Genomic DNA, 12,826 nt, shown 5'->3' with positions numbered 1-12,826 from the left:
TAGTGTGTCTTCCTTACAAAGCGAATTCGGAGAAAGGTAGCAAACTGTGTTGCAACAAAGAATCGTAGATTCAAAATGCAACCTTAGACAGGACAATACCTATGGCCACAATTAAAGATGTCGCGCGTCTCGCTGGAGTATCCACGACCACAGTGTCGCACGTAATCAACAAAACGCGTTTTGTTGCAGAAGCCACTCAAGAAAAAGTCATGAAAGCGGTTGACGAGCTCAACTACGCACCGAGCGCAGTAGCGCGTAGCCTAAAGTGCAACACCACTCGTACTATTGGTATGCTGGTCACACAGTCGACCAATTTGTTCTTTTCTGAAGTAATTGATGGCGTAGAAAGCTACTGTTACCGCCAAGGCTATACGCTAATTCTTTGTAATACGGGCGGTATCTACGAGAAGCAACGTGACTACATTCGTATGCTTGCGGAAAAGCGCGTAGATGGCATTTTGGTGATGTGTTCTGACCTCACCGAAGAGCTCCGAGAAATGCTTGATAAGCATGCAGATATTCCTAAAGTGATTATGGACTGGGGTCCAATCAGCTCACAAGCCGATAAAATTATCGATAACTCAGAAGAAGGTGGCTACTTGGCCACTAAGTACCTGATTGATAACGGCCATACAAAAATCGCGTGTTTGAGTGGCCACTTTGAAAAAGCCGCGTGCCAAGAGCGCATCCAAGGCTTTAAACGTGCGATGAAGGAAGCCAATATTACCGTTAACAACGAGTGGATCCTTGAAGGAAACTTTGAATGTGACACGGCTGTGATGGCTGCTGACAAGATCGCGTCATGGCAAGATCGCCCAACTGCGGTCTTCTGCTTCAACGACACCATGGCACTGGGTTTGATGAGCCGCCTTCAGCAGTTAGGCCTTCGCATTCCTGAAGACATCTCTGTTATCGGCTACGATAATATTGAGTTGGCGGAATACTTCTCACCACCGCTAACAACCATCCACCAGCCAAAACGCCGTGTTGGTAAAAATGCATTTGAGATCCTTCTCGAACGCATTAAGGACAAAGAGCATGACAAACGCGTGTTTGAAATGCATCCCGAGTTAGTGGTTCGTGATACCGTCAAAAAAATCAATTAGTTAAGACTAATATTCTAAAGCATCCAAATCTGGATGCTTTTTTTTCATTCTTAGTAAGTGATTTGTTAAGTCAAATTCTGTTAAGTTCTTAAAATCGAGCATTCATTCACTTAACTGCAACTATTATCTGAACCAATGTCACATTTTTTATTTGAAAATGTGATGTTACTTCAATAGAAATCGTATCCTTCTAGAGTCACGCACAGGGCAAACCATTTGAAAAAGTGGGACGCAAAGCCTCCGGCCTAAACCAGACGTTTTTTGGTAGGTAGCGGGGTTACCGATGGCAAAAATGCATAACAACAAGTTTACCCATTAATGACATTGTATTTGCATTGGTTTGCTAATCTCTCGGACCTGATTTGGTGGCGTAATAGTAATTACACCGAGATAACACATCATGGATAAACCGATACTCAAAGATTCAATGAAGCTTTTTGAGCAACTTGGTGCGATAAAATCTCGCTCAATGTTTGGCGGATTCGGCCTTTTTGCAGATGAGACCATGTTCGCACTTGTGGTGAAAGACCAGCTTCATATTCGCGCAGATCAAAAATCAACATTACTTTTTGAAAAGCAAGGACTCAAACCATACGTTTATACTAAGCGTGGTTTCCCTGTTGTCACTAAGTACTACGCGATTTCAGACGCGCTATGGCAAGACCAAAATGCACTACTCAACGTAGCCAAACGTGCATTGGCCAGTGCTAATAACGATAAACAACAGCAAGCAACAGCAAAACCTGAACGATTAAAAGACCTGCCTAACCTGCGTTTAGCCACCGAACGAATGCTTAAAAAGGCGGGAATAGAAACAGTCGAGCAGTTGGAGTCTCAAGGCGCGGTTCGTGCATACGAAGCGATTAAAAACACCCACAGTGGTGCCGTGAGCTTAGAGCTGCTTTGGGCGTTAGAGGGAGCCATCAATGGTACGCACTGGAGTGTGATTCCTCAGCAACGTCGAGACGAATTAGTGAATAAATTGTCTTTGTAGACAAGCACGTTTATTATTTCTTATAGATTAAAACCACATCAAAATGATGTGGTTTTTTTATATCGTTTGAAAGATTTTCTGTCTCAATCAGGTCTGATAACCAAGCTATCTGGAGAAAAATTGAATGAACAAAAAACTCGTATTCGGAATCTTGCTTATCGCGACCATTATTTTATTGGCGGTTAATTTTAGTCAATACCTCACACTCGACAACGCTAAAGCACAACAACTTGCCCTGAACAGTTTTATTGAAGAAAACTTTCTGTTTGCTTCAATAAGCTATTTTGTCATTTACGTTGGTCTTACCGCCTTTTCAGTACCAGGAGCAACCGTCGTCACACTATTGGGCGCTGCTCTGTTTGGTTTTTGGTATAGCCTACTGCTTGTCTCATTTGCCAGCACCATTGGAGCAACCATCGCATTTTTGAGTAGTCGCTACCTACTAAAAGATTGGGTGCAGGCACGTTTTGGAGACAAACTTAGCGCGATCAACCAAGGCGTTGAAAAGGATGGCGCCTTTTATCTATTTTCGTTACGCCTGATCCCAGTCTTCCCATTTTTCCTTATTAACTTGCTGATGGGTTTAACACCAATTTCCATTGGTCGTTACTATCTTACTAGCCAGATCGGCATGCTACCTGGCACGGCTGTTTACCTAAATGCGGGGACACAATTGGCCGACATCAACTCGTTGTCGGGGATACTTTCACCAACAGTATTAGCCTCATTTGCGTTACTGGGTGTCTTTCCTATCGCTGTAAAATGGATCATGAGTAAATTTAGACCTCAACTCTCTTCATAAAAGGAATTCACTTATGAAGATATTCACCGCCAACACTCCTATAGAAGCGCATATCGTGTGCCAGTTACTGATGAATGAAGCGGTACAATGTGAGGTTCGAGGTGAGGGTTTATTTGGCTTGAGAGGTGAGTTACCAGCAACTGAGGATACCAATCCATACATTTGGCTATTAGAACCTGAGAAAGTCGATTTTGCTAAAGCGATATTAGACAGCTATCGTGAGCAGCAAGTAGCACATCAAAATTGGCAATGCCCACAGTGCGGAGAAGAAATAGAAGGTCAATTTGGAGCTTGCTGGTATTGTGGGCAAGTGCTTGAGTAATGAGCACAATTGACAGAGGAAGGCACTAGCCTTCCTCTTGTTTTATTAGATTTGGCGTTGGATAAAATCGATCGAATGCTGGTTAAACTCGTCGGGCTTTTCCACATTGCACACATGGCCACAGTTTTTTATCTCTAGCAACTCACTCTGGGTGTGAGCCGCAACCATCTCTTTGACGGGTTTAATAAACATATAATCACGCTCTCCCATCAAATATAGCGTTGGGATTGGCAATTCACGCTCTTTGAAATAACGCATCAATGGATTGACCTCTGCCGCGAGTATAAACCAGCGCTTAAACTCTTTTTGACACAGCTTCTTCGCTTCACGGATAAAGAGATGACGTGATTCCTGCTGATTTTTTTGCGGCATCACAATGTAGGCAAACAGCTTGTACAACCACATATAGGGCAGCACATGCTTGCCAAAGTTACCTAGAGAGACCAAGATACGAGAGCGCGCATCGAGACGCGTTACCGCACCACCAAGCACCATGGATTTAACCCTTTCCCCCGCCAGTTCCGCTAGATTTCGGACAATGATCGTCCCTAGAGACATCCCAACGAAATGTGCGGAGTGAATTTTAAGATGATCAAGCACCTTAAGGATATCTTGCGTCACCGCCCCAAAGGTATAGCGGTTACTGATCAACTCTTTTAATAGTTGATTGGATTTACCGTGCCCACGTAAGTCAACCAATAACAAATTGAAATGCTGCTTGTACGCTTTAATTTGCTTAAACCAGATGGACGAACTGCCACCCGCACCATGCACAAAAACCACCCACTCTTGGCTGGTAGGATGGAGATAAGTTTTGTGAAATAGTAACGCTTGAGCCATAAAACAACGCCAAAAAAAGAGAAAACTAAAAGGTTTAAACAGTATAGCTGACCCACTTGCAATGGTGATGTATCAAAGAACAATCCAATCGAAATGGGGACTTCAGCCACAAGGATAGTTAATGAATCACCATAGTAAGAATGGGAGGCAAGAATCCTACCACATATCAATTCAAATTCTATTTGAGTTCGGTTAAAAAACGTAAAAAGGCACCATAATCAGTGCCTTTCCATTCATATTTCAGAACTTTTACTCTATTTTAGCGCAGAACGATACAACTCCACATATTGCTCTGCTGCCTTGCTCCAGCAAAAATCTCGTTCCATCGCGTACAGCTGAACTCGTCGAAGCTCTGTTAGGTTCTGTGCATACAGTAACAACGCTCTTTGCATGGTAATCAACAACGCTTGCGCTGTGGGCTCATAGAACACAAATCCTGTCGCAGTCTCTGGATTCACATCGTAATCACATACACTGTCTTTTAGACCCCCAACGCCTCTCACGATCGGCAAGGAGCCATACGCCATGCTATAGATTTGGTTTAAGCCACAAGGCTCAAACTCTGAAGGCATTAAAAAGAAATCGGATGCAGCTTCAACTAAGTGTGCGAGTTGATTGTTATAAGCTTCAACAAAGACAAACTTTTCACCAAACTGTGCTGCAACATCACGTAATTGCGCAGCAAGCAACGGATCACCGGTCCCAACCAAAACCAACTGAACATCCAACTTCAGGAACTCAGTTAATACTGGCAATAGGTAATGCACCCCTTTCTGATGCGTCAAGCGACACACCATACCAAACATAGCGACGTCCTTTATAGGTAGGCCGACTTGCTCTTGAAGCGCACGTTTACAGCCATTTTTCCCTCTCACCATGCTCTGCTTAGTTGCTTTGTAGTTGATGGGTAAATAGCTGTCAGTATCTGGATGCCATGCAGAATAATCGCAGCCGTTTAGAATCCCGACGAGATCACCCGCGCGTTGCTGAAACTCCCAAGCCATTCCGTGACTGCCAAGTTCAGTTTTCAGTTCCTCTGCATAAGTTGGGCTCACTGCGTTGATTTTATCCGCATTCATAACCCCAGCTTTCAGCATCGTCATATGCGTAGAGCTGACAGCAGCATCGGGTACATTTCGGCAATGAAATTCAGGCAAACATTGCATCTCATCATAGTGAAAGACACCTTTAAAGACCGCATTATGGATAGACAAAATACTCTTTGTTTGTGCAAAAAACGGATCTTGACCGTAACGGTGCTTAAGCAAAAATGGCACTAAGCCTGTATGCCAATCATTGGCATGCACGATGTCAGGCTGGAAACCAATCTTTGGTAACATATCCAAACAAGCAGCACTAAAAAAAGCAAAGCGCTCACCGTTATCGGTATACGCCTGATTATTCTCAGCGTACATCGACGGACGGTCAAAATAATGCCCACACGCAATTAAGTAGACAGGATTGTCACCTAAGAAACGTTTTTTGACTTGATAATGAGTATGTGGCCAGGTTTCTAGATGTGTATCGAGGATGACTTCATCATCACACACATCTGGAATTGCGGTATAAGCCGGAATGGCAATTCTCGCATCATGCTGAAGGTTCACTAAAGCTTCAGGCAGTGCCTTGGCAACATCCGCCAAGCCACCACTTTTGATCAAACCTTCGACTTCCGATGCTACAAACAGAATCGACAAAGGGTTAGTAGCCAACTCTTGCTCCTTTTGGAATAACAACGATACCGTCATCAGAGACATGGAAGATTTTCTTATCTTCCTGCAAATTCACACCAATTTGCGTTCCAGGCGCGATATCTACGTCCTTGTCAACAATAACACGGCGTAACACGCAGCCTTCCCCAACTTTGACATCACCCAATAAAATAGACTCGCTAATATCGCAGGCTGATGCGATATTACTACGGAAACCTAGCACAGACTTTTCGATACGTGAACCACGTACGTAGCTGCCATTGCAGACTAGGCTATCAATAATCTGTACACGCCCGTTATCTGAGTCGGTAAACGTCGCTGGAGGCAACGGAGGCTGATAGGTGTGCAGCGGCCATTTGCGGTTGTATAGCGAGAAAGGTGCATCTTTCTTCAGCAGATCCATATGCGCCTGCCAGTACGCATCTATCGTGCCGACATCACGCCAATAGACTTGCTCTTTTTCTCCAGAAATGCGGTTCAGACTAAAGTCATAAACAAACACATCACCACGTGGGAACATTTTTGGAATAATATCCTTACCAAAATCGTGAGATGAATTTTCATTGTCCGCATCTTCGATCAGCTCGGCAAACAATACATCCGCTTCAAAGATATAGTTACCCATTGAAACCAAGGCAAAGTCTGGATCACCCGGAATCGATTTTGGCGCTTTAGGCTTCTCTTCAAAGCCCACCATACGCCCTTCTGCATCGACTTCAATCACACCAAACTGCGACGCTTCTGATAATGGCATTCTTAAAGCAGAAACGGTTAATGCGGCCTGTTTCTCTTTGTGGAAACTAAGCATCTGCTTAATGTCCATCTTGTAAATATGATCCGAACCAAAGATACACACTTGTTCTGGTTCAGACAGCTCCATAAAACGTAGGTTTTGGTAGATAGCGTCGGCAGTACCTTCATACCAACGTTTGCCAGTGCGCATCTGTGCGGGAATGGGATCAATAAAACGATCAGTAATACCGTTGATGTTCCACCCTTTTTTCATATGATGGAACAGAGATTGAGATTTAAACTGCGTTAATACGTAAATACGCATCAAGTCAGCATTCACAAAGTTGTTTAACGCGAAGTCGATTAAGCGGTAACTACCGCCGAAAGGCACCGCAGGTTTACTACGAGATTCCGTCAAAGGACGTAGCCTTGAACCTTCACCGCCAGCAAGAATCATTCCCAAAACACCAGCCATTCGTTGTTCTCCATTTCGTTATAGCTAGAAGACTCAGTGAGTTCACTATGTGGGGGGACACTGAGCTCAAATTGTTATCCCTTGTGCAAAACCTTGAATTCTTTAAGCCGAATCATTGTTGATCAAGGCATTACATTAATATTGCACAAGTTTCGTATAAGTTATCGCACTTCCAACAAATTACAATTTCAAATAGGGTATTGTGTGCTGCATGCATTTGTTGCGTTGGGAAGTCGTTACCTAAGTCACACTCAAACAGGTGTTTATTTACATATCCCGAACAGCTGCGTTACACATTTCCGACACGCACATTCTTAAGCGCATGTGAACAGAATAAGTCAGACATATGAAAGAGCGATGACAAAGAGATCTCATAGATATCGCCTGTGTCACCAGCACTCGTCATGGGAGACAAGCAGAGCCAATTGGTGAGTGATAGAGATAAAAAAAGCAGCCAATGTTGGCTGCTTCATCAAACTCGGTTATTTCGCGTTTTTGCGCTTATCCGTCACTTCCCATTTACCATCAACATAGAGCGCTGTCCAACCGGTCGGTTTTCCATCGACTTCAGTGCGTACATAGTTTTCTTTGGTTTTGCGGCTAAAACGAACAACCGCCTCGACCCCATCAGGATCTTGCGTCGGCGCTTGTGCAAGGTGTTTGTATTTCTCTGGCAGACGCTCAGCAAATCGAGCCAGCTCAGAAACCAACGGCACACGCGTTTCTCTAGATTTCGGGAAATTACTCGCGGCAAGGAATAAGCCAGCGGCACCATCACGAAGCACAAAGTACGCATCTGAGTTGCTGCATGGCAATTCAGGGAAATGCACAGGATCTTCTTTTGGTGGCGCTACTTCACCGTTTTTCAGGATCTTACGCGTGTTCTTGCAGGTCTCACTTGTGCAATCCATGTATTTACCAAAGCGACCGTTTTTGAGCACCATGTCACTGCCACACTTGTCACACTCAACCACAGGGCCGTCATAACCTTTGACTTTAAACTCACCATGCTCGACTAAGTAACCTTCACAGTTTGGATTGTTACCACATACGTGCATCTTGCGTTTATCATCGATCAGGTATGCATCCATCGCGGTTTCACAGATAGGACAACGTTTCTTTGCTCGAAGCGCAGCAGTTTCAACGTCTTCTTCAAGAACGTTGATGATGCCTTCTTCATCACCAAGATTAATGGTCGTCTTACAACGTTCTTTCACTGGCAATGCGTAACCAGAACAGCCAAGGAAAACCCCAGTAGACGCAGTACGAATGCCCATTGGACGCGAACAGGTCGGACATTGAATATCCGTCATAACAATATGATTTGGCTTCATACCGCCATGTGCTTCGTCTTCTTCGGCGCGGCCAAGATCTGTGGTGAAGTCTGCAAAGAACTGATTCAGAACGTCTTTCCAGTTAACATCGCCTTCGGCGATTTTATCCAGCTTCTCTTCCATACGAGCAGTAAAGTCGTAGTTCATCAGATCGTTGAAACTGTCATCAAGACGGTCAGTCACGATTTCACCCATTTTCTCGGCGTAGAAACGACGCTGGTCCACTTTTACGTAACCACGGTCTTGAATAGTCGAGATAATGGAGGCATAAGTTGAAGGACGACCAATGCCGCGCTTCTCTAACTCTTTAACCAAAGCGGCTTCGGTAAAACGAGCCGGCGGCTTGGTAAAGTGCTGTTTCGGCTCTAAGGACTCAAGGTTTAGCTTATCGCCCACTTGAACCGCTGGAAGGATCGTATCTTCATTTTTGCCCAGTGGGCGCTGCACGCGAGTCCAACCATCAAATTTCAGAATGCGACCTTTTGCTTTCAAGGTATATTCTGCGGCTTTAACGCTCACCGTCGTTGAGTCGTACTCAGCTTCAGTCATTTGACAGGCGACAAACTGATTCCAAATCAAGGCATAAAGTTTGTGTGCGTCAGCGTCAACACCCTCTAGAGCATCTGCTTTGACGTTGACATCTGAAGGACGAATCGCTTCGTGTGCTTCTTGTGCCCCTTGCTTGCTACCATAAACCAATGGTGCTTTTGGCAAGTAGCGAGAGCCAAATTCATCACTGATGTACCCACGAACTGCTTCTACCGCTTCTTGGCTTAAGTTGGTCGAGTCAGTACGCATATAGGTGATGTAACCGGCTTCGTACAGACGCTGAGCCAACATCATGGTTTTCTTAACGCCGTAACCTAAACGTGTACTGGCAGCTTGCTGTAGCGTTGAGGTAATGAACGGTGCTGAAGGTTTGCTCTTAGTAGGACGGTCTTCACGCTTACAAACTTCAAACTGTGCTTTTTGCAGAACCGCCAGTGCTGCTTTGGTTTCCGCTTCATTGACTGGGCGGAAAGCATCACCAGACTTTTGAGCAACCAAAAGCTTAAATGGCATCGTTTCTTGCGTCAGTGTGTTGGCGTGAATGTCCCAAAATTCTTCTGGTACAAACGCTTTGATCTCTCGTTCACGTTCTACCAAAAGCTTCACAGCGACCGACTGCACACGACCTGCAGACAAGCCGCGAGCCACTTTCTTCCACAGTAATGGGGACACCATAAAGCCCACAACGCGGTCCATAAATCGACGCGCTTGTTGTGCGTTAACCCCATCCATATTGAGATGGCCAGGTTTTTGGAATGCTTGCTGAATCGCATTCTTAGTAATTTCGTTAAAAACGACTCGTTTATAGCGTGTTTCATCGCCACCGATGATCTCACGAAGGTGCCACGCAATAGCTTCCCCCTCGCGGTCCAAATCGGTTGCGAGATAAACAAAATCTGCGTCTTTAGCTAGCTTTTGTAATTCGCTGACAACTTTTTCTTTGCCTGGCAGAATTTGATAATTTGCAGCCCAATCATGATATGGGTCTATACCCATTTTCTTGATCAGTGCATTACGATCTTTCTCTTGCTTGATACGAGCCTTTTCTTCTACGCTCATACCCTTAGTAGAAATGGCAGCCGCTTTTTCGCCTGTACTCTGACCTGCTGTAGGCAAGTCGCGTACATGGCCAACACTCGACTTAACCACAAAGTCTTTTCCAAGATACTTATTGATCGTTTTAGCCTTAGCTGGCGACTCCACTATAACGAGCGATTTACCCATATTGACTCTAACGTCCTTAAAAAATGATCACATTACTTTTCGTTTTCACGAGAAAAGTAATCGGTACGTTGTACTATTTCATTGCTTCTTTTTTTACTATTGTGCGAGATGAAAAGAAGATCAACTGCTTTTTTACATTTCGAATTTGTTTGCTCGACAATTCATCGCTAAACAATAGACAACGATTTTTGCTCATGTCGACAAAATGCGGAAACTGTAGACCGCCGTATACTAAGCAACGGATGAATTTTGTTGCTAATAAAAACCTAATTTTTCTGTTGCATGTCACAAAACGTTTACTGATCAGCATCAAGCAACCGTCTGCTTTTTGTCTCGAATTCTTTAATAGCGATTGAATTCGCCCGTCAAGACTCTAGACTATCGCTCGTAAATCATAGTAAAGGCACTAAGAAAATGAGTGATAAGAAATCCATTTCTGAATTTGAACTGCTATTAATTGCCAACCACATCATCCAAGAGCATGACGATTACATAGAGGGAATGAGAGCAACCAGCGTCGACGAAAAAGATGGCGTACTGGTGTTTAAAGGTGAATATTTCTTAGACCATGACGGACTACCAACAGCCAATACCACGTCGGTTTTCAACATGTTTAAGTATCTCGCACACCATTTGTCGAAAGAGTTTACTCTCAACAAATAATCTCCCCACTGATACGCCAACATTTCCATAAACGAGTTGGCGTTGAAGTTAGCCGGCAAGCGAGTAAATCTCCATCAGCATAGATTTACTATGTACCAACTCTGACTAACGTTCCAACAAGCGTGCGTAGCCAACACCGCAAGAACTTCACGTTGAACGGAGAAAAGAAAGCCTTGGCATTTCACCAAGGCTTTTATTCTTACGCTAACTCACTCAGTGAAGCCAGCTTGTCAAAGTAATCCGGAAATGTTTTTGACGTGCACTTCGGATCGTTAATCGTCACAGGAGTGTCGCTCAGCGCTACCAAGGAAAAACACATCGCGATACGATGATCATCATAAGTGTCAATGGCGGCATGCGTGAGTTGTTGTGGCGGATTAACGATCAGATAATCCTCACCCTCTTCCACTTCCGCGCCCACTTTACGTAACTCCGTTGCCATTGCAGATAATCGATCGGTTTCTTTCACACGCCAGTTGTACACGTTGCGAATGGCTGTTGTGCCTTGGGCAAAAAGAGCCGTGGTAGCAATGGTCATTGCCGCGTCAGGGATATGGTTGTAATCCATGTCGATGCCTTTTAGGCGACCAACGCGAGAGATGACGTAGTCTTCTCCCCACTCAATTTCGGCCCCCATTTTCTCAAGAGCATCAGCAAAATGGATGTCTCCCTGAATACTATTTTTGCCGATTCCTGTTACCTTGATCTCGCCACCTTTAATTGCGGCAGCAGCAAGAAAGTAAGACGCAGACGAGGCATCACCTTCCACCAAGAATTGCCCAGGCGAAACATAACTTTGACCCGCTGGAATAATAAATTCTTGGTAGGCATTGTTGACCACATCCACACCAAATTGCTTCATGATGTGCAGTGTAATATCGATGTAAGGTTTTGAAACGAGTTCACCGACAATATGAATTTTCACTTCACCTTGTGCTAACGGCGCCGCCATCAAAAATGCAGTCAAGAATTGGCTAGAAATAGAGCCGTCAATATTGACAGTTCCCGCCTGTAAGCCTGTTGCGTTGATTTTCAACGGTGGGTAGTTTTCGTTTTCAAGATACTCGATTTGAGCACCCGCTTCTCTTAAGGCATCCACTAAGTGCCCAATAGGGCGCTCTTTCATTCTAGGTTCGCCCGTCAGTACAAACTCCCCTTTGCCCAAACAAAGCGCTGCGGCAAGTGGGCGCATCGCTGTACCGGCGTTGCCTAAAAACAGCTCCTGAGCCTCAGTTGCTGTAAACGGACGGCCTAAGCCTTCCACAACACAAACGGTTTTGTCGGCAGAGAGCTCATAATGCACGCCAAGCTTCGTTAGCGCATTCAGCATATGACGGATATCATCACTATCTAACAAGTTAGTGAGTCGAGTTGTGCCTTTAGCAAGGGCAGCCAATAACAGGGCGCGGTTAGAAACACTTTTTGAACCAGGCAGGTTCACTTCACCATTGACTTTTTTAATCGGTTGTAACGTAAGGCTTTCCATTAATTGAGTTAATCCTTGAGTCCCGTTTTCCTTAAAATGGGGACTTCAACTTATTCTTCGTGACTTCAGACTAACGAAAAAGAACCGATAAAACCAGTGTAAATGAGTGAATAATTACTCAAATCTAAAGTGCTAAATCAACCCTAACTCCATCATCAAAATAAAGTATCCGAACCTTATCCGCACGGTTGAATAACATATTCTTATCAACATCCTGAATAACATTAATCAACTGCCCTTTTTCAGTCTCAATCAACAGTTCAACCAGTTGATATTCAATGCGGTATTCACTTTGACCTTGGTTTTGTACTATGACAGCGCCCGCTACTGCGCCAATGGCTGTTGCGACCTCTTTTCCTGTCCCTCCTCCAAACTGATTTCCAACTAAACCACCTATCGTGGCACCAAGTAATGTTTTCCATCCTTCGGCTTGAGATCGCATAATCTCCTGTTGAGAAATGTATCGAACCGATTCCACTTCGCCATAAATGACTTTATTCACTGGCTTTGCTACATTCCTCTCATAGTTTGCGTGCACGAGAAACGACATAAACAGCAGGCAATACAACCATTTTTTCATAAACATC

General features: G+C 44.4%; 11 protein-coding genes and 1 riboswitch. Of the genes, 5 read left to right on the top strand and 6 right to left on the bottom strand.

All coding sequences use genetic code 11. From position 1 onward, the window contains the following. Positions 1-101: 101 nt before the first annotated feature. The 4 genes from purR to PQQ36_RS08730 all read left to right on the top strand — a co-directional run bounded on the left by purR (position 102) and on the right by PQQ36_RS08730 (position 3,224). Positions 102-1,106 (top strand): HTH-type transcriptional repressor PurR, encoded by a 1,005-nt coding sequence (purR, locus tag PQQ36_RS08745; protein WP_039554244.1) that lies wholly within the window; start codon positions 102-104, stop codon positions 1,104-1,106. A gap of 196 nt (positions 1,107-1,302) precedes the next feature. Then, positions 1,303-1,391: riboswitch (cyclic di-GMP riboswitch) on the top strand. Positions 1,392-1,506: 115 nt separating this feature from the next. Further along, positions 1,507-2,100: a TfoX/Sxy family DNA transformation protein gene (locus PQQ36_RS08740; protein WP_011080016.1), complete on the top strand. Its 594-nt coding sequence runs from the start codon at positions 1,507-1,509 to the stop codon at positions 2,098-2,100. A gap of 124 nt (positions 2,101-2,224) precedes the next feature. Beyond that, positions 2,225-2,902 carry a TVP38/TMEM64 family protein gene (locus PQQ36_RS08735; RefSeq protein ID WP_011080015.1) on the top strand — a complete coding sequence of 226 codons (678 nt, stop codon included), beginning with the start codon at positions 2,225-2,227 and terminating at the stop codon, positions 2,900-2,902. A 13-nt stretch (positions 2,903-2,915) separates the two neighbouring features. Beyond that, positions 2,916-3,224: a putative signal transducing protein gene (locus PQQ36_RS08730; RefSeq protein WP_045596640.1), complete on the top strand. Its 309-nt coding sequence runs from the start codon at positions 2,916-2,918 to the stop codon at positions 3,222-3,224. A gap of 45 nt (positions 3,225-3,269) precedes the next feature. Here PQQ36_RS08730 and PQQ36_RS08725 read toward each other — a convergent pair whose 3' ends face one another. The 4 genes from PQQ36_RS08725 to topA all read right to left on the bottom strand — a co-directional run bounded on the left by PQQ36_RS08725 (position 3,270) and on the right by topA (position 10,090). Next, complete coding sequence (locus PQQ36_RS08725; protein WP_017421987.1) at positions 3,270-4,064, bottom strand: alpha/beta fold hydrolase; 795 nt, start codon at positions 4,062-4,064, stop codon at positions 3,270-3,272. Between the two features lie 254 nt (positions 4,065-4,318). Then, positions 4,319-5,776, bottom strand: a complete 1,458-nt coding sequence (gene glgA / locus PQQ36_RS08720; RefSeq protein ID WP_155394033.1) for a glycogen synthase GlgA — start codon at positions 5,774-5,776, stop codon at positions 4,319-4,321. After that, the gene (glgC, locus tag PQQ36_RS08715; RefSeq protein WP_045596644.1) at positions 5,766-6,983 is read right to left on the bottom strand and encodes a glucose-1-phosphate adenylyltransferase; all 1,218 of its coding nucleotides are present in this window, start codon (positions 6,981-6,983) and stop codon (positions 5,766-5,768) included. Before glgC ends, glgA begins: the two co-directional genes overlap by 11 nt. A 482-nt stretch (positions 6,984-7,465) precedes the next feature. After that, positions 7,466-10,090: a type I DNA topoisomerase gene (topA, locus tag PQQ36_RS08710; protein ID WP_045596646.1), complete on the bottom strand. Its 2,625-nt coding sequence runs from the start codon at positions 10,088-10,090 to the stop codon at positions 7,466-7,468. A 414-nt stretch (positions 10,091-10,504) separates the two neighbouring features. On the opposite strand from topA, the gene PQQ36_RS08705 reads away from it, so the two are divergent. After that, positions 10,505-10,753, top strand: a complete 249-nt coding sequence (locus PQQ36_RS08705; RefSeq protein ID WP_072603523.1) for a YciN family protein — start codon at positions 10,505-10,507, stop codon at positions 10,751-10,753. A gap of 199 nt (positions 10,754-10,952) precedes the next feature. Here the strand turns inward: PQQ36_RS08705 and aroA are convergent, their stop codons facing one another. Then, entirely contained in the window at positions 10,953-12,239 is a 1,287-nt protein-coding gene (gene aroA, locus PQQ36_RS08700) for a 3-phosphoshikimate 1-carboxyvinyltransferase (RefSeq protein WP_011150810.1), read from the bottom strand. A 124-nt stretch (positions 12,240-12,363) separates the two neighbouring features. Beyond that, the gene (locus tag PQQ36_RS08695) at positions 12,364-12,825 is read right to left on the bottom strand and encodes a glycine zipper 2TM domain-containing protein (protein ID WP_043921092.1); all 462 of its coding nucleotides are present in this window, start codon (positions 12,823-12,825) and stop codon (positions 12,364-12,366) included. Between the last annotated feature and the right edge of the window lies 1 nt (position 12,826).

Source organism: Vibrio sp. CCUG 15886, assembly GCF_028570825.1.
GTDB lineage: Bacteria > Pseudomonadota > Gammaproteobacteria > Enterobacterales > Vibrionaceae > Vibrio > Vibrio vulnificus_B.
Note: the sequence above shows the minus strand (reverse complement) of the source record. Positions and strands in the feature narration are given on the sequence as shown.

Coding starts and splice junctions, on each gene's coding strand:
- aroA (WP_011150810.1), bottom strand. CDS start 12,239: ATGGAAAGCCTTACGTTACAACCGATTAAAAAAGTCAATGGTGAAGTG.
- glgC (WP_045596644.1), bottom strand. CDS start 6,983: ATGGCTGGTGTTTTGGGAATGATTCTTGCTGGCGGTGAAGGTTCAAGG.
- PQQ36_RS08705 (WP_072603523.1), top strand. CDS start 10,505: ATGAGTGATAAGAAATCCATTTCTGAATTTGAACTGCTATTAATTGCC.
- topA (WP_045596646.1), bottom strand. CDS start 10,090: ATGGGTAAATCGCTCGTTATAGTGGAGTCGCCAGCTAAGGCTAAAACG.
- purR (WP_039554244.1), top strand. CDS start 102: ATGGCCACAATTAAAGATGTCGCGCGTCTCGCTGGAGTATCCACGACC.
- PQQ36_RS08725 (WP_017421987.1), bottom strand. CDS start 4,064: ATGGCTCAAGCGTTACTATTTCACAAAACTTATCTCCATCCTACCAGC.
- PQQ36_RS08735 (WP_011080015.1), top strand. CDS start 2,225: ATGAACAAAAAACTCGTATTCGGAATCTTGCTTATCGCGACCATTATT.
- PQQ36_RS08695 (WP_043921092.1), bottom strand. CDS start 12,825: ATGTTTATGAAAAAATGGTTGTATTGCCTGCTGTTTATGTCGTTTCTC.
- PQQ36_RS08730 (WP_045596640.1), top strand. CDS start 2,916: ATGAAGATATTCACCGCCAACACTCCTATAGAAGCGCATATCGTGTGC.
- PQQ36_RS08740 (WP_011080016.1), top strand. CDS start 1,507: ATGGATAAACCGATACTCAAAGATTCAATGAAGCTTTTTGAGCAACTT.